Genomic DNA, 16,894 nt, shown 5'->3' with positions numbered 1-16,894 from the left:
CGCGATGACGGGGGCGTCAGCGCGTGCGCGAGCGACCGGGCATTCTCAGCTCCTGTTCGGTGGGTGGCAGGCAGCGTACCTTCACCCGTCCGCCGGGCGCCGCTGGTTTTCCGCGCCGAACCAGCGGGCGAGGTGGTCGTCCAGGTCGCGCTGGTGCTCGCCGAGCCAGGCCACGTGGCCGTCGGGGCGCAGCAGGACGGACGGGGCGCCGGGGGCCGGATCCGAGAGGCGGTCGACGCGGTCCGACCAGCCGCCCGTGGTCAGATTGCCGGTCCGGTCCAGCAGCAGCCCGCGGCCGCGGTGCAGCCGGGCGTACAGGGAGCCCTGTCCGGTGGTGATGTCGGGCAGGCGGCGGCCCAGCAGCTCGGGGCCCTCGCCGAAGTCGTAGCGGAGGTCGATCGCGGTGATCTTTCCGAGTAGGTGGCGGTTGACCGCGTCGATGTCCATCAGTTCGGTGAGCAGCCGGCGTACTGCCTGCGGGCCCGGTTCGTCCGATGTCAGCTCGGTCTGGGCGCGGGTGTTGTCCAGGACGGCCGCGGCCACCGGGCGGCGTTCGGACTGGTAGGTGTCCAGGAGGGTGGCCGGCGCCCAGCCGCGGACCTCCGCGGCCAGCTTCCAGCCCAGGTTGACCGCGTCCTGGATCCCCAGGTTCAGGCCCTGACCGCCGATCGGCGGATGAATGTGCGCGGCGTCGCCGGCCAGCATCACCCGGCCCGCCCGGTAGCGTTCGGCCAGGCGGGTGGCGTCGCCGAAGCGGGACAGCCAGCGCGCGGAGTGCACGCCGAAGTCGGTCCCGGCGAGGGCGCGCAAGGAGCGCCGGACGTCCTCGATGGTGGGTGGTTCGGCACGATCGCTGAGTTCCGCGGCCGGCACCACGACGCGGTAGACGCCGCCGCCCGCGTGACGGAAGCTGACGCGCCGGTCGGTGACCTCCGCCGGTGGGGCATCCGCTTCCATGTCGCCCATCAGCGTCTCGGTGCGGGTGGGCTCGCCGGGAAAGGCGACGCCGATCAGCTTGCGTACGATGCTGTGCCCGCCGTCGCAGCCGATGAGCCAGCGCGAGCGCAGCTCGTCCCCGTCGGCCAGCCGGACGGTGACCCCCTCGTCGTTCTGTTCCAGGGCGGCCACCGCGGAGCCGTGCCGGACCCGCGCGCCCAACGCAACGGCGTGATCCTCGAGCAGGCGGACGACAACCGGTTGGGGGATGCCGAGCAGATAGGCGTACGGGGTGTCGAGACCCTCGGGCGCCGGCCGGTCGATGGCAGCGAAGTAGGCGCCGGCCGGTCGGCGCCGCCCGTGTTCGAGCATGCGGTCCAGCAGCCCGCGCATGGCCAGCAGCTCGATGCTGCGGATGTGCAGCCCGACGATGCGGGCGAACGACGCGGGCTCGGTCTCCTTCTCCAGAACGAGCACGCGTACGTCGTGCAGCCGCAGCTCGGCGGCCAGCATCGCGCCGGTCGGCCCGCAGCCGGCGATGATCACGTCGAAGTCGGTGTTGCTGTCGGGGGAACGCATGGTGTGGCCCTTCGGAGTGCCTTCGTGGCGAGGCGCTCCGGGCGACAGCTACGTCAATCGCCCGCCGTGACAGCAAGGGGGAGCACCCACATCGATACAACGGTCACGGGGCTCACCTCCTCGGGCAGCGTCACAGTCGGCGAGAAAGGTACAAGACCGGAGATCGTCCCGTCCAGTCCGGATCCGTGTGGGTGGTTCACGGACATCCGCGCGGGGCGGTACGCGGACGGAACAAGGCGGGCCGGGGTGGCCCTACGGTGGTGGCACTGCGGCGGACGGTGCGGGAGACCGCGCGGAGCCTGCTCGACCGCGCCCAGCGCCGGTCCGGCGGCACCGCTCTGCGCGGGCTGTGCGAGCGGATGCGGGTGGCGGAATGACAGGACGGCGGCGGGGCTGACCGATGGGCGGCGGCGGGCTGGCCGGCCGCCGCGGTTCAGCGGGCCGGGGCGGGGTGCTTCTCGAGCGCGTCGCGCAGGTTGGTGGCCCGGAGGGCGGCGTTGATGCCCAGCCAGCGCAGCGGCTCCGGTTCCCAGCGGCGGGAGCGGTGGCCCACCCAGGGCAGGGTGGTCCGGCTCGACTCGGCGCCGGTGATGAGGTCGGCCAGGGTGCGGCCGGCCAGGTTCGCCGCGGCCACGCCGTCGCCCACGTAGCCGCCCGCCCAGGCCATGCCGTCGGCCAGGCCCACGCTGGGCATCCAGTCGCGGGGGACGCCGAGCGGGCCACCCCAGCGGTAGGCGATCTCGGGGCGGATGCCGAACATGTCGGTGAGCGTGTGGCGCAGGCTGTCGAAGACCTCGGGCACCTGGTCGTACGAGGGCTCGATGCGGGAGCCGAAGTGGTACGGGGCGCCGCGGCCGCCGAAGGCCAGGCGGTCGTCGGCGGTGCGCTGGCCGTAGATGATCATGTGGCGTTCGTCGGTGAAGGTCTCGCGGCGGGCCAGGCCGATGCGCTCCCAGTCGGCCGCGGGCAGCGGCTCGGTGGCGATCATCAGCGAGTAGACGGGGGCGAGAGCGCGGCGGTGCCCGGGCAACTGAGCGGTGTAGCCCTCCAGGGCCCGCACGACTGTGCCGGCGGTGACGGTGCCGTGGTCGGTGACGACCGTGGCCCGATTGAGCGACAGCACGCGGGTGCCCTCGAAGATGTCGACGCCGCGATCTTCCACCGCGGAGGCCAGGCCGCGGACGAGCCGTGCGGGGTGCAGTGCCGCACAGTCGGGGCTGTAGACGCCGCCGAGCACATCGGTGGCGTTGCAGATGGCCTTGGCGGCGTCCATGTCCAGGAAGCCCGCCGACTTGCGCGCGCGGCGCAGCTGGGCGGGCGAGCGGGCCAGCGAGATGGTGCCACCCTTGGCGTAGTGGCAGTCGATGCCCTCGGCGGACGAGACCCGGCCCACCTCGTCGACCGCGTCCGCGAGCCCGGCGTGCATCGCCCGCGCACGGCCGGGACCGTACCGCCGGGCCAGCTTGGCCTCGCTGACCGGGAACAGGCCCGAGGCCCAGCCGCCGTTCCGGCCGGAGGCGCCGAACCCGCAGTACGAGGCCTCGAGCACGACGATCGACAATTCCGGCGCGAGGTGCGAGAGGTAGTAGGCCGTCCACAGTCCGGTGTAGCCGCCCCCGGCGATCGCGACGTCGTACGACCGGTCGCCGGGCAGCGGCGGCCGGGGTGTCACGGGGTCGAGGGTGCTCAGCCAGAACGACGGCGTCATCGGGTGCCCCACGCGTACGTCTGCTTGGCCAGCTTCAGGTACATGAACGTCTCGCACGCGATGACGCCCTTGATCGCGCGCACCTTCTCGTTGAGCAGGTCGAGCAGGTGCTCGTCGTCGGTGCAGACGAGCTCGACCAGCAGGTCGAAGCCGCCGGCGCAGATCACCACGTAGTCGACCTCGGGGATCTGGGCGATCTCGTCGGCGATGGCCCGCAGGTCGCCGTTCACCTTGAGGCCGACCATCGCCTGCCGGGCGAAGCCGAGGGTGAGCGGGTCGGTCACCGCCACGATCTGCATGAGCCCGCCGTCGAGCAGGCGCTGCACGCGCTGGCGCACGGCTGCTTCGGAGAGCCCGATCGTCTTGGCCAGCGTCGCGTACGACATCCGCCCGTCGCGCTGCAGGTGCTCGATGATCTGCTTGTTGATGTCGTCCAGTGCCAGGTCCGCCGTCACGCCGCGATTCTTCCTTTCACGCTCCTGGACGGCAATGGAATCACTCGTCCGGTTCGCGTTGCTCAAGGGAATCCGTTCCGGTGGCGGCGACCCGGGCCGGGCCGCGTAGATGCGTTTATCGCAGAGTTGATCGCCCTTGACAAGCTTTTCCGTGGCATCGAGGCTCGTGTGGCACGGTTTCAGTGATCCACCATCCTAAATGTCCGAAAGGCACGGTCATCATGCGCATCCTCGCCGTCGGAGCGGGTGGTGTCGGATCCGCCGCCGCTGCCATCGCGGCCCGTCGCACCTTCTTCGATCTGTTCGTGATCGCCGACTACGACCTCGCGCGGGCCGAGAAGGCGGCCGCCGCCGACGAGCGTTTCGTGCCGGCCAAGGTCGACGCGTCGTCCGCGGCCGCCGTCGAGGAGCTGTGCCGCGAGCACGGCATCACGCACGTCTTCAACGCCGTCGACCCGCGCTTCGTCATGCCGGTCTTCGAGGGAGCCGCCGCGGCCGGCGCCCACTACCTCGACATGGCCATGTCGCTGTCGCGCCCGCACCCGACCGACCCCTACCGGCAGACCGGGGTGAAGCTGGGCGACGAGCAGTTCGCGGCCGCGCCCGGCTGGGAGCGGGACGGGCGGCTGGCGCTGGTCGGCATCGGTGTCGAGCCGGGCCTGTCCGACATCTTCGCCCGGTACGCCGCCGAGCACCTGTTCGACCGGATCGACGAGATCGGCGTGCGCGACGGGGCGAACCTGGTGGTCGAGGGCTACGACTTCGCGCCGTCGTTCTCGGTGTGGACGACCATCGAGGAGTGCCTGAACCCGCCGGTCATCTTCTCCAAGGAACGTGGCTGGCACACGACCGAGCCGTTCGCCGAGCCCGAGATCTTCGACTTCCCCGGCGGCATCGGCCCGGTCGAGTGCGTCCACGTCGAACACGAGGAGGTGCTGCTGATCCCGCGCTGGGTCGAGGCCGGCAAGGTCACCTTCAAGTACGGCCTGGGCGCCGAATTCATCGGCGTGCTGAAGACACTGCGCAAGCTCGGACTCGACAGGACGGAGCCCGTACGCGTCAAGGGCGTCGAAGTCTCGCCCCGGGATGTCGTGGCGGCGGTGCTGCCCGACCCGGCCACCCTGGGCGACCGGATGACCGGCAAGACCTGCGCCGGCACGTGGGTGAAGGGCACCGGCAAGGACGGCAAACCGCGCGAGGTCTACCTGTACCACCTCGTCGACAACGAGTGGTCGATGCGCGAGTACGGGGCCCAGGCCGTGGTCTGGCAGACGGCCGTGAACCCGGTCGTCGCCCTCGAACTGCTCGCCACCGGCGTCTGGGCGGGCGCCGGCGTGCTGGGGCCCGAGGCCTTTGATCCCGTCCCGTTCCTCGACCTGCTCACGGCGTACGGAAGCCCCTGGGACCTGCAGGAGCGGTGAAGACACAACATGGGGGCGGCCCGCCAGCCGCCCCCATGTGCCTGTGGGCTCAGCCGAGACTGTGCATCACGTGCTTGAGCCGGGTGTAGTCCTCTAGGCCGTAGACCGACAGGTCCTTGCCGTGGCCGGAGTGCTTGAAGCCGCCGTGCGGCATCTCGGCCACCAGCGGGATGTGGCAGTTGACCCACACGCAGCCGAAGTCGAGCCGCTGGGTCATGCGCATCGCGCGGCCGTGGTCCTTCGTCCACACCGAGGAGGCCAGGCCGTACTCGACGCCGTTGGCCCAGGCGACCGCCTCGTCCTCGTCGCTGAACTGCTGGACGGTGATGACCGGGCCGAAGATCTCGTCCTGAACGGCCTCGTCGGTCTGCTTCAGGCCGGAGACCACGGTGGGGGAGTAGAAGTAGCCCCGGTCGCCCACGCGCGAGCCGCCGGCGCCCAGCACCGCGTGGTCGGGCAGGCGGTCGACGAAGCCGGCCACCCGTTCGAGCTGGCGCGCGTTGTTGAGCGGGCCGTAGAGCACGTCCTCGTCGTCGGCCGCGCCGGTCCTGGTGCCCTTCGCGGCCTCGCTGAGCGCCGCCACGAAGTCGGAGTAGACCCGCGGCGAGGCGAGCACCCGGGTTGCCGCGGTGCAGTCCTGGCCGGCGTTGAAGTAGCCCGCCTCGGCGATCGAGGCGGCCGCGGCCGCGATGTCGGCGTCGTCGAACACCACGACCGGGGCCTTGCCGCCCAGCTCGAGGTGGGTGCGCTTGAGGTCGGCCGAGGCGGCCGAGGCGACCTCCATGCCGGCGCGGACCGAGCCGGTGATCGACACCATCTGCGGGGTCTTGTGGGTGACCAGCTCGCGTCCGGTGTCGCGGTCGCCGACGATCACGTTGAGGACGCCCGCGGGCAGGAACTCGGCGGCGATCTCGGCCAGCATGACCGACGTGACCGGGGTGGTGTCGGACGGCTTGAGGACGACCGTGTTGCCGGCGGCGAGCGCGGGCGCGATCTTCCACACGGCCATCATCAGCGGGTAGTTCCACGGCGTGACCTGCGCGCACACGCCGATCGGCTCGCGCCGCACGTAGCTCTCGAAGCCCTGCATGTACTGACCGGCCGAGCGGCCCTCGAGCAGCCGGGCGGCGCCCGCGAAGAAGCGGATCTGGTCGATCGCCGGCGGCAGTTCCTCGCTGGCGGTCAGGCCCAGCGGCTTGCCGGTGTTCTGCGACTCGGCCTTGACCAGCTCGTCGGCCCGCGCCTCGACCGCGTCGGCGAACTTCAGCAGCGCCTGCTGCCGCTCGCTCGGCGTGGTGTTGCGCCAGCCTTCGAACGCCGCGGAGGCCGCTTGCATCGCCTTGTCGACGTCCGGCCGGCCGGAAACCGGGGCGGACGCGAACACCTCGCCGGTGGCCGGGTCGATCAGGTCCTCGTATCGGCCCTCGGCGGGCGCGGCCGGGGCGCCACCGATGAAGTTGTGCAGCACGGTCTTGGCGGTCACGCGATCTCCAGACGCAGGATCTCCATTGTTTGGCAGCCATCCTCCCACTGATTCCGTAGCTGACAAGAGGGCTGAGCGACGACTTCCGTCTTCCGGCTCAGGCCCGCCCCGGTGCGGCCGAATCGGAGGGAGTGGGGCCGACAGCGGGCACGACCGGTGCGGCCGGCCGGCTGAGCGACGCCGTCCGGCTGAGCCGCCTGCGCGCTACCGGCATGCTCGGGCGCCCGCCCTACCCGTCGCTGGACCGGCTGGCCCACGCCGCCGCGCACCAACTGCGGGCCGCCCGGGCTGTCGTCTCGCTCGTCGGCGCGGACGACCGTACGGTGGCCGGGCAGTCCGGCCCGCCGCCCGAGCACACGTTCTGCCGGCTCGTGGTCGACTCCGACGCGCCCCTGCTGGTGTGCGACGCGCGGACCGACGAGCGCGTCGCCGGGCATCCGGCCGTCGCCGGCGGCATCATCGCGTACGCCGGGTTCCCCGTCCGCAGCCCCGACGGCTACCCGCTGGCCGCGTTCGGCGTGCTCGACAACCGGCCCCGCGACTGGGAACCGCGCGAGCTGCTGCTCATCGAGGACCTGGCGGCCGCGGCCGAGAGCGAGATCGCGCTGCGGGCGAGCGAACACGAGCAGGCCGCCACCGTGCGCCGGCTGCGGGAGATGCTCGACAACGCGCCCGACGCGCACGTCTCGGTCGACGCCTACGGGGTGGTGACGGGCTGGAACGCGGCGGCCGAGCGCCTCTTCGGCTACCCCGCGGGCGAGGCCGAGGGCCGGCCGGTGGCCGACCTCATCATCCCCGGCCGGTTCGCCTCCGCGCACGCCGCCGGTCTGGCCCGGATGCACAGCGGCGGCATGTCGACGCTGGTCGGCAAGCGGGTCGAGCTGTGTGCGCGCAAGCGCGACGGCGCCGAGTTCCCGATCGAGATGAGCCTGCTCCAGCACGACGGCGGCTTCCACGCCTTCCTGCACGACATCAGCGACCGGCGGACCGCGCAGCGCCAGCTCGAACGCGAGCGGGCCTTCCTGCAGGCGCTGCTGGACAGCCTGGACACCGGGGTCGGCGCCTGCGACGAGGACGGGCGGCTGACCCTGTTCAACCAGGCGCTGCGCGACATCCACGGCTGCGCGGCCCGGGAGCTGCCGCCCGAGGACTGGCCCCGCGCCTACGACCTCTACCACCCCGACGGGCGTACGCCGCTCCGGCCGGACCAGGTCCCGCTGGCCAAGGCGTACGCGGGCGAACGGGTCGACCACGCCGAACTGGTGATCGCCCCGGCCGACCAACCGTCCCGCCGCTTCACGGTGAACGCCCGCCCGCTGGAGACGCCCGACGGGCAACGCCTCGGCGCGGTGGTCGCCATGCACGACATCACCGAGCAGCGGCAGGCCGAGGTGTTCCGCGAGGTGCTCCTGGCCGTTGCCCGCGGGCTGGCCGACGCGCACAGCGCCGGTGAGGCGGCCGACCGGACGGTGGCCGCCGTGTGCGCCGGACTGGAATGGGCCCTGGGTGAGTTCTGGCAGGTCGACGGGGACCGAATCGACCGCGTGGGTTCCTGGGCGGCGCCCGGGCACGCCGTCCCCGACCGGCCGGCGCACGTGCGGTGGGGCGAGGGTCTGGCCGGGCACATCTGGGCCGGCGACAGCGAGCTGTGGCTGCCGGAAGTGCTCGATGATCCCCGTACGGTCCTCCGTGCGGCCCAGGTGCGGGCGGCCGGCCTGCACAGCGCGATCGGGGTGCCGGTGCGCTCCGACGACCGGGTGCTCGGCGTGTTGCTGTTCTTCACCGCCGTACCCCAGGAACCCGACCCCGACGTGCTCGACCTGCTCGACGGCGTCTGCGCCCACCTGGGCCGGCACATGGAACGCCGCCGCGCCGAGGACCTGGCGCTGGAGCTCGCACGGGTCAAGGACGAGCTGGTCGGCATGGTCAGCCACGAGCTGCGCAACCCGCTCAGCGCGATCCGCAGCCACAGCGAGACGCTGCTGGACGACCCGCAGCTCTCCGACGAGCAGCGGCACCTGACCGAGGTGATCGACCGCCGGTCCACCCACATGCAGCACCTGGTGGACGACCTGCTCGACCTGGCCCGCCTGGAGGCCGGTCAGCTGCACATCGACCCGCAGCCGCTCTCGGCCGCCCGCCTGATTCGCGAGGCCCTGCAGGCCCAGGAGCCGGCCGCACAGGCCAAGCGCCTGACCGTCACCGCGGGCGTGCCGCGCCACCTGCCCGTGCTGGCCGACCCGGTCCGGCTGCGCCAGGTGCTCGACAACCTGGTGAGCAACGCCGTGAAGTACACGCCCGACGGCGGCGCCGTCACGGTCACGGCCCGGCTGGCCGGCGACGTCGTCATCGAGGTGGCCGACACCGGCATCGGCGTGCCCGCCGACGAGTACGACCGGCTGTTCGAGCGCTTCTTCCGCGCCAGCAACGCCGTCCGCCAGGGCACCGAGGGCACCGGCCTGGGCCTGGCCATCACCAAGGCCATCGTGGACGCCCACGGCGGCCGCATCACCGCCGCCCCGGCCGCCGGCGCCGACGCGGGCAGCGTCTTCACCGTCGTCCTCCCCGCATCCCACGACTGACCATGATCGTTGGTTCCGATGGATCCCCGCAGCCCAGGAGTCGCACAATGAAAGCACTGCTCCGCCTCGCCACCGCCGGCGCGGCCCTCGTGGCCACCGTCGCCGCGGCCGCCCCGGCCTCGGCCGCGGTGACCTACGACTCGCGGACGATGAAGGGCTACGTGGCCCGGGCCGACCTGCAGAAGGCGTTCGGCTGGAGCGACACCAAGCTGTCGGCCCGGGCGTCCACCCTGGTCTTCAACCACGACTTCTGGACCAACGACACCTACACCGTCGCCTGCGGCAAGCAACCCTTCCCGGTGACGCACTACCGCGAGTTCGGCCGCTACGAACTGCGCAACGCCGCCGTGCTCGACAAGGGCCGCGGCACGGCCAAGGGCTACCGCGGCAAACTGGTCGGCTTCTGGATCACCGGCGCCAGCTTCGGCATCTCCGGCACCTCGGTCCCACCCACCGCCGGCCAGCCCTGCCCCGACGCCACCAAGGGCCGAACAATCACGTCCTCCCGCCGGGCGTCGTCGGTGAAGGGCTGGGCCCTCTCGGTCAGCGCGGGCGAGGAGAACCGCCGCCTGGTGACCAAGGAGAAGCCGGCCTGAGGAGTCCAGAAGTCGATCGCGCGGCGGATGCCGGCCCCGGCGAAGTGGGAGTCGCCGGGGCCGGGTGCGGCCTCAGCGGAACTGCGGGATCAGGTCTTCGGCCAGGCGGAGCAGTGGGGCGTGGTCGTAGGCGACGCGCGGGATGTAGAAGATGATGTAGTCGGCGCCGGCCTCGACGACCTTCTCGACGCGGGCCATGGTGTCGGACGTCGACTCCGTGAGGTCGAGCTCGATCGTCGTCGACTTGGTGATGTCGGCGAAGTCGCGGCCCACAGTGTCGCAGTGGGCGCGCAGCACGTTCAGCTTGTGGGCGATCACCTCGGGGTTGCCACCGCCGACGTTGCAGCCGTCGGCGTACTGGGCGACCAGCTTCAGCGTGATCTTCTCGCCGCCGCCGCCCAGCCAGAACTGGGGCTTGCGGCGCGGCTGGTTGATCGCGCCGTCGAGGCGGTAGTGCTTGCCCTCGAAGACCGGGCGGTCCTCGGTCCACAGCTTGTGCACGACCTGGACGGCCTCGCGGAACTCGCTCATCCGCTGCGGCACGTCCTTCCACTCGTAGCCGTACGCCTTCCACTCGTGCTCGTACCAGCCGGCGCCCAGACCGGCGATGAGCCGGCCGTTGCTGGCCACGTCGACCGTCGACGCGATCTTGGCGTAGAGGGAGGGCTGGCGGTAGCCGTTGCAGCCCACCATCTGGCCGATCCGCACCCGGCTCGTGTCGCGGGCCAGCGTCGACGTGGCCGTCCAGCACTCGAAGACCGAGTTGTCCGTCGGCTCGGGCACGGTGTGGAAGTGGTCGTAGAGCCAGATCGCGTCCCACGGACCGGCGTCGGCCACGCGGGCCACCTGGGTCATCGCCTCGTACTGCTCGACCGGGTCGGCGATCTCGACCAGGTCCATCTTCCAGCCCTGGGGCACGAACACCCCGAAACGTACGCTCATGGACCTCAACCTAATCGACGCTTGGCAAAAGCGATCGGCGGTACCAGAGTGTCCGTTGATCGAGTACGACGGGGGATCGGAACGGATGTACTACATAGCCCTGGGCGCCGTCCGCCGGCGCTCCGGTCCGGCGTTGCTGGTCGGTCTGCTCGCGGCCCTGCTCGCGACGGCTGCCGGCTGCGCCGCGTGGTACGGACTGACCGTCTCGTCGCGCTCGGCGGGCACTGTGGTGACCTCGTCCCCGGTCGAGGAACGCGTCATCCTGGTGCGCCAGGCCGGTGCGGGCACCGACGACCCGCGCGGCGCGCTCGATGACTTCGGCGCCACCGCTCGGGGCCTGCTGCCGGTGCCCGGCGCCGAGCCGGTGCTGGGGGCCGTGGCCGACGCCAGCTTCGTCTATCCCGGAGCGGCCGGGGCGTCCACCGGCCTGCCGATCGCCTACCGCGACGGGTTCTGCGAGCACGCCCGGCTCACCGGAACCTGCCCGGCGGTCGCGAACGAGGCGGCCGTCAGCAGCGACTCCGCCACCCGGCTCAAGCTGAAGCCGGGCGACACGTTCCGGGTCCGGCCGGCGACCACGGTGAACCCGATGACGTTCCGCGTCACCGCCGTCTACCAGCCGATCGACCCGGGCGGTCCGTACTGGAGCGACAAGCTCTTCCGCGCCCAGGGCTCGCTCGACCCGCTGTTCACCTCGCTCGACACGTTCCGCGACCCCGGCCTGACCCGCCCGGTCCACGCGTGGGCCCTCGAGGTGCCGCTCCCGTTGCTGCGCGGCGATGGCGGGTACGACCTGAACGGGCTGGTCAACCACGCGGCGCCCCGCTTCGCGGCCCAGCAGCTCGAGCTGGTCGCCCCCACCGGCAAGCTGGTCGACCGGGTGCGCGCCGAACGGCTGGCCGTGGCCGGCGGCGTGGCGATCGCCCTGGGCCAGGTCGCCGTCCTCGCCTGGTTCGCGATCGCGCTGGCCGGCCGTTTCACCGGCCGCGACCGCCGCGCCGACGCCGGCCTGCTCAAGCTGCGCGGCAGCACAGCCCGCGGCATCCTCCGCCTGGCCCTGAGCCAGCATCTGCTGCCGCTGGCCGGCGGCGGCCTGGCCGGGTGGGTCGCCGGGTTCCTGGTCGCCTGGCCGCTGTCCCGCGGTCTGCCGGTGCGCGTCGAGCTGTGGGTGGCGCTGCTGCTGTCGCTGGGCCTCGTCGTCGTCACGCTCGGCATCGCCCTGCTCGTGCTGCTCGCCGTGGACGCGCTGCAGCAACGGGCGCCGGTCGCGGCCCTGTTGCGGCGGGTGCCCTCGGCCCGGCGGGACTGGCGCTCGGGGGTCGTCGACCTGGCCCTGATCGCGCTGGCCGCCGGGGCGGTCTACCAGGCCCGGTCGGGCGGCAGCGGCCTCGGCGTGGTCGCGCCCGCGCTGGTCGCGCTGGCTGTCGGGCTGCTGCTGGCCCGGCTGCTGCGGCGGCTGGCCGACCGGGTGGGGGCGGTGGCTCTGCGCGCCGGCCGGGTGCGGCTCGGGCTGACCGCCGTACGGGTCTCGCGCCAGCCCGGCACCGACCGGGTCTTCGCCCTGGTCGTGGTGGCCGTCGCGCTGCTGGCGCTGACGCTGGGCACCTTCGCGGCCGGCCGCGCCGAGCGGGTCGAGCGGGCCGGCGTCGAGCTGGGCGCGGCCCGGGTGCTGACCGTCTCGGCGGCATCCCGCACCCAGCTGCTGCACGCCGTGCGCCAGGCCGACCCCGAGGGCCGCTACGCGATGGCCGTCGTCGTGGACTCCGGCGGCACCCCGCCCGTGCTGGCCGTCGACAGCAGCCGGCTCGCCACCGTGGCGACCTGGCGTCCCGAGTACGGCCCGGTCACCGCCCTGACCACTGCGAAGCCCCCGGAGCTGCTGCCGCTGATCACCGGCAACCGGCTGACCGTGGACGTGACCAGCGGGCGGCGCACCACCACCCTGCTCGGCGTGATCCTGCAGCACGAGGGCACCGGCGAGGGCGTACGCCTGGAGTTCAGGGGCATCCGGCGGGGCGCCCAGTCGGTCTCGGCCGCCGTGCCGGCCTGCGCGGTCGCCCCCGGCTGCCGCCTGGTCGGGTGGGAACTGTTCACCCCCGGGGGCTCGGACACCGGCGCGGTCACCATCCGCTCGCTCAGCCAGCAGAACCCGCCGGCCACCGTCGTCGGCACCGCCGGGCTCGGCGACGTGACCCGCTGGCGCGGCGACTTCACCACCCCGGCCGTCCACGTCGCGGCCGGTCCCGGCGGCCTCACCCTCAGCGCGGGCCAGGCCGGCGGCACCAAGGCGGCGGTCGTCGACTCGCCGCTCCCGCTGCCGGTCGTGCTGGCCGGCAAGGCGCCGGGCACCTGGTTCTTCGACGACGCGGCGCTGGGCCGTTTCGGGGACGTGGCCACGCCCGTCCGCGTCGCCGCCGCGGCGCGGGTGCTGCCGGTCATCGGCGCCGACGGTGTGCTGACCGACCTCGACGCCGCCCGCCGGGTCGCCGGCGACAGCGACCAGGGCGGCACCCTGCAGGTCTGGCTGACCGGCGACGCGCCCGCCGCGGTGGTCGAGGCGATCGGTCTGCCCGTGCTCGACGACCGCACGGCCGACGGGCGGGTGGCCGAACTGGCCGCCGGCAGCTCGGTCGTCACCGCCTCGTTCGGCCTGTTCGCCGCCGTCCTGGCCGCCCTGCTCGCGGCCGGCCTGCTCGCGGTGGCGGCCGCCGTCGACCGCGAACCTCAGCTCGACCATCTGCGGGCGCTGCGTCATCAGGGCCTGCCCCGGCGAACCGCCCTGACCACCGCGTACGCCGGGGCCGGCTCGGTGGCGCTGGCCGGGCTGCTCGGCGGGCTGGCGGCGGCGCTGGCCGCCCGTCCGATCGCCGACGTCATCGCACCCCCGTTCCCGGACGGCTGGCGGGTGATCCCGCCGCCCGGCGCGCTCGGGCCCGCCGCGCTGGGCATCGCGGCCGCGGTGGCCGTGGTCGTGCTCGGCGTGACGACCTGGCTGTCGGTGCGGCGGCTGAACGGTGAACTCTCATGATCGCCCTGGTGCTCGCGATGGTGTGGGCGCGCCGCGGCCAGACGCTGGTGGTGGCGCTGCTGGCGCTGTTCGGGGTGGCGGCGGCCGTGGCGGCGCCGGCGTATCTGCGCGCGGCCGACCGGGCGGTGGCCGCCGGCCAGGTCGAGACGGCCACTCCGAACGAGCTCGCCGTCGCGGTACGGGCGTATCAGCAGGATGTTCGGGAGGACAAACCGGGCGCGGAGCCGCGCGGCCCCGACCTGGAGCGCAGCGGCACCGCGCTGGCCGGGCTGCCCGGCTTCGACTACGTCTACTCGATGGAGTTCCCGGCGATCGGCATCGAGCCGTCGATCGCGTACGCGACCAGGTTCGCCTACCGCCAGGACGTCTGCGACCACCTCGAGATGACCGCCGGGCGCTGCCTGGTCGGCGAGTCCGACATCGTGCTGCCCGAGCAGATCGGCCGGCGCCTCGAGATCGGCGCGGGCGACTCGGTCTCGCTCAGCTTCGCCCTGCGCATCGTCCCGCGCGGCGAGCCCCCGTTCTACGTGAAGAACGGCGCGGCCAAGCGTTTCCTGGTCGCCGGCCTCTACCGGGTGCCCGACCCGGGCGACGTCTACTGGGGATCCCGCGGCTTCATCAACCCGGGAGCGAGCCTGCCCGCGGGCGCGGGTCTGCCGGCGTTCGTCAACAGCGCCACCATTCACGCCATGGACCGGGGGGCCGTCGACACCGGACTCGACGCCTTCCCGGAGCCCGGCGCTCTCGACGTCGACAAGCTTCCCGCCGTACGCGATGGTCTGGCCGACGTGCGGGCCGGGGTGACCGCCTTCCAGGGCGGGGTCGAACTGCACAGCCAGCTGCCCGACCTGCTGGCCCGGATCGACTCGGGCCGCGACGCCGGCCACCGCATCGTTCCCGTCCTGGCTGTCGCGCTCGTGCTGCTGGCCTGCCTGACCATCTTCCTGGCCGTCGGCTACGGCACCGAGGGACGGCGGCCCGAGCTGGCCGTGGTGGCGCTGCGCGGCGCCCGCTGGGGTCAGCGCTGGTGGCTGGCGACCGGCGAGAACCTGGTGGCGATCCTGATCGGCGCGACGGCGGGCTGCCTGGCCGGTCAGCTGCTCGTCAACGCGTTCGCGGCCTACCGCTTCCCCGGCGTCGGGGCCGATCCCGGTCTGGAATCGCTGCGCTGGGCGCCGGTGGCGGCCGGAGCGGCGGTGCTGACCGCGCTGCTCGCCGAGCGCAGGCAGATCGCCACCCCCGTCGCCGAGCTGCTGCGCCGCGCGCCGTCCGTGCCCGACAGCGCCCGGGCCGTCGCCGCCGACCTGGTGGTGGTGATCCTGGCCGCGGTGGCTGTCGTGCAGCTCAGCTCGACGCTGCGCGGGGTCGGGACGGCCGCGGCGGCCCTGGTGCTGCTGGCCGGGTCGCTGGTCGCGGCGCGGCTGCTTGTGCCGCTGGCGACCGTGCTGGGCCGTCGCGCCTTGCGGCGCGGGCGGCTGGGCGTCGCGCTGGCCGGCTTGCAGCTGTCCCGGCGGCCCGGCGCGGTGCGGTTGTTCGCGCTGCTCACGGCAGCGGTGGCGGTCATCGGGTACGCGGCGGCGGCGGTCGACGTGGCCGCGGGCGGCCGTAGCGACCAGGCCGTGCTCGGCACCGGCGCCACGCGGGTGCTCCACCTGGCCCCGACCGGCCGGCAGAACCTGCTCGCGGCGGTACGCGCGGTCGACCCGCAGGGAACGTTCGCGATGGCGGCCGTGACACTGCCGTCCGAGCCCGGCGCCCCGTCCGCCGTCGCGGTCGACACCACCCGTCTGAACGCGGTGGCCGCGTGGCCCTCGGGCGGGCCGGCAGCCACGCGGATCGCCCAGCAGCTGCACCCCGCGGCCGCGCCCCCGGTGAACGTGGACGGGGCCCAGGTGACGTTCGACATCAGCGCCCGGTTCGCGCAGGGCAAGGCGGTGGCCGTGACCGCGGTGCTGTCCCCCCGCGAGGGCGGGAACGACGAGGTGGTCGAGCTCGGCGTGTTGCGCAATGGCCGGCACACGTACGGGCAGAGCGTTCAGGCCTGTGCCCGGGGCTGCACGCTGAACTCGCTGCGGATCGTCGGCGGCCAGGGCACCCTCGACGTGGCCGGTGTGCTGACCGTGCACAGCATCAACGACGCGCCGTCCGACGTCCTCAACGACCCGGCGCCGTGGCGTGCCTCCGAGGGCGGCCGGATCGGAGCCGGTGCGCCGGGCGGCCTCGAGATCGAGGTGACCTCGCTCAACGGCCTGCCCGACGGCATGTTCGTGCACCCCGCGTCCGCCCCGTACCCGCTGCCGGTGGCCGTCTCCGGCGTCACCGCGCTGCCCGCGATCGACAACCTGGACGCCCGCGCGACCCCGGTCGACGTGCGGGCGTCGCTGCCGGCCGTCCCCGGCGCGGGCTCGCCGGCCGTGCTGACCGACCTCGACTACGCCGACCGCCTCGCCACCGACGGCGCCACCAGCAGCAACGCGATGGTCTGGCTCAACGACAAGGCCCCGGAGGACGTCGTCGCCGCCCTGTCCGCCCACAACCTCACCGTGATCGCCGACGTCCGGGCGGCCGACGTCCGGAAGCGCCTGGACAAGCAGGGCCCGGCGATCGCCCTCTGGTTCTACGTGATCGTCGCCGCCCTGGCCACGGCCCTGGCCGCGGGCGCCCTGGTGCTGGCCGCGGCCGTCGACCGGGAACGGCAGGTGGAAGACCTGTCGGCACTGCGCGGCCAGGGCCTGAGCCGCTCGGCGCTGCGCCAGGCCACCCTGTGGACGTACCCGGTGCTGGTCGTGGCCGCGGTTGTGGCCGGCACGGGCGTGGCCACGGTGGGCTGGTGGCTGACCGGATGGGCCCTGCCGCTGGCCGGGCTCGATCCGCCGGCCCTGCCTCTGGCCGCTTGGCCCCGCCTGCTCACCATGCTGCTGACCGCCGCCGTCACGACCCTCCTGCTGGCCGGCGCCGCCGTCCTGGCCGGCCGCCGCACCCTGCGCGGAATCTCGTAGGACATGACGAGTCGCCGTGACGAGCCAATGTGGACACCCCCGCGGTTGGTCGGTGTCCGGCGAGTCGGGGTGGGGCGCAGCCAGGAGTCGGCCGTCATGGTGCAACCGGATCTGAAAGGGCTCGGCACCCACCTCGCCGCGGCCCGAAGCTGGGCGCCTCCCGGG

The 16,894-nt window shown here is 73.4% G+C and carries 10 protein-coding genes; 5 read left to right on the top strand and 5 right to left on the bottom strand.

The features are described from left to right. Positions 1 to 81 precede the first annotated feature (81 nt). The 3 genes from LXN57_RS34165 to LXN57_RS34155 form a co-directional block, all read right to left on the bottom strand. Entirely contained in the window at positions 82 to 1,515 is a 1,434-nt protein-coding gene (locus LXN57_RS34165) for an FAD-dependent monooxygenase (RefSeq protein WP_251802355.1), read from the bottom strand. A gap of 433 nt (positions 1,516 to 1,948) precedes the next feature. After that, positions 1,949 to 3,223 (bottom strand): NAD(P)/FAD-dependent oxidoreductase, encoded by a 1,275-nt coding sequence (locus tag LXN57_RS34160; protein ID WP_251802381.1) that lies wholly within the window; start codon positions 3,221 to 3,223, stop codon positions 1,949 to 1,951. After that, positions 3,220 to 3,678: an Lrp/AsnC family transcriptional regulator gene (locus tag LXN57_RS34155; RefSeq protein ID WP_251802354.1), complete on the bottom strand. Its 459-nt coding sequence runs from the start codon at positions 3,676 to 3,678 to the stop codon at positions 3,220 to 3,222. Before LXN57_RS34155 ends, LXN57_RS34160 begins: the two co-directional genes overlap by 4 nt. 221 nt (positions 3,679 to 3,899) lie before the next feature. Between LXN57_RS34155 and LXN57_RS34150 the strand changes: the two genes are divergently transcribed. Beyond that, complete coding sequence (locus tag LXN57_RS34150; protein ID WP_251802353.1) at positions 3,900 to 5,099, top strand: saccharopine dehydrogenase family protein; 1,200 nt, start codon at positions 3,900 to 3,902, stop codon at positions 5,097 to 5,099. A gap of 49 nt (positions 5,100 to 5,148) precedes the next feature. On the opposite strand, the gene LXN57_RS34145 is transcribed toward LXN57_RS34150, so the two are convergent. Then, positions 5,149 to 6,582, bottom strand: coding sequence for a gamma-aminobutyraldehyde dehydrogenase (locus LXN57_RS34145; RefSeq protein WP_251802352.1), 1,434 nt, complete (start codon positions 6,580 to 6,582; stop codon positions 5,149 to 5,151). Between the two features lie 131 nt (positions 6,583 to 6,713). Here LXN57_RS34145 and LXN57_RS34140 point away from each other — a divergent pair, with 131 nt between their 5' ends. Both LXN57_RS34140 and LXN57_RS34135 read left to right on the top strand, forming a co-directional pair. Then, positions 6,714 to 9,164 carry a PAS domain-containing sensor histidine kinase gene (locus LXN57_RS34140; RefSeq protein ID WP_251802351.1) on the top strand — a complete coding sequence of 817 codons (2,451 nt, stop codon included), beginning with the start codon at positions 6,714 to 6,716 and terminating at the stop codon, positions 9,162 to 9,164. A gap of 47 nt (positions 9,165 to 9,211) precedes the next feature. After that, complete coding sequence (locus LXN57_RS34135; RefSeq protein ID WP_251802350.1) at positions 9,212 to 9,760, top strand: hypothetical protein; 549 nt, start codon at positions 9,212 to 9,214, stop codon at positions 9,758 to 9,760. 72 nt (positions 9,761 to 9,832) lie between these two features. Here the strand turns inward: LXN57_RS34135 and LXN57_RS34130 are convergent, their stop codons facing one another. Further along, positions 9,833 to 10,702 (bottom strand): LLM class F420-dependent oxidoreductase, encoded by an 870-nt coding sequence (locus LXN57_RS34130; protein WP_251802349.1) that lies wholly within the window; start codon positions 10,700 to 10,702, stop codon positions 9,833 to 9,835. 85 nt (positions 10,703 to 10,787) lie between these two features. Here LXN57_RS34130 and LXN57_RS34125 point away from each other — a divergent pair, with 85 nt between their 5' ends. Both LXN57_RS34125 and LXN57_RS34120 read left to right on the top strand, forming a co-directional pair. Further along, positions 10,788 to 13,730 carry an FtsX-like permease family protein gene (locus LXN57_RS34125; protein WP_251802348.1) on the top strand — a complete coding sequence of 981 codons (2,943 nt, stop codon included), beginning with the start codon at positions 10,788 to 10,790 and terminating at the stop codon, positions 13,728 to 13,730. Further along, entirely contained in the window at positions 13,727 to 16,729 is a 3,003-nt protein-coding gene (locus tag LXN57_RS34120) for an ABC transporter permease (RefSeq protein WP_251802347.1), read from the top strand. Before LXN57_RS34125 ends, LXN57_RS34120 begins: the two co-directional genes overlap by 4 nt. Positions 16,730 to 16,894 lie beyond the last annotated feature (165 nt).

The sequence above is a fragment of the Paractinoplanes hotanensis genome, from assembly GCF_023717965.1.
Lineage (GTDB): Bacteria > Actinomycetota > Actinomycetes > Mycobacteriales > Micromonosporaceae > Actinoplanes > Actinoplanes polyasparticus.
Note: the sequence above shows the minus strand (reverse complement) of the source record. Positions and strands in the feature narration are given on the sequence as shown.

Bases quoted from the DNA above. Each gene is read 5' to 3' on its own strand.
- LXN57_RS34165 (WP_251802355.1), bottom strand. From the start codon at position 1,515: ATGCGTTCCCCCGACAGCAACACCGACTTCGACGTGATCATCGCCGGC.
- LXN57_RS34160 (WP_251802381.1), bottom strand. From the start codon at position 3,223: ATGACGCCGTCGTTCTGGCTGAGCACCCTCGACCCCGTGACACCCCGG.
- LXN57_RS34150 (WP_251802353.1), top strand. From the start codon at position 3,900: ATGCGCATCCTCGCCGTCGGAGCGGGTGGTGTCGGATCCGCCGCCGCT.
- LXN57_RS34135 (WP_251802350.1), top strand. From the start codon at position 9,212: ATGAAAGCACTGCTCCGCCTCGCCACCGCCGGCGCGGCCCTCGTGGCC.
- LXN57_RS34130 (WP_251802349.1), bottom strand. From the start codon at position 10,702: ATGAGCGTACGTTTCGGGGTGTTCGTGCCCCAGGGCTGGAAGATGGAC.
- LXN57_RS34125 (WP_251802348.1), top strand. From the start codon at position 10,788: ATGTACTACATAGCCCTGGGCGCCGTCCGCCGGCGCTCCGGTCCGGCG.
- LXN57_RS34120 (WP_251802347.1), top strand. From the start codon at position 13,727: ATGATCGCCCTGGTGCTCGCGATGGTGTGGGCGCGCCGCGGCCAGACG.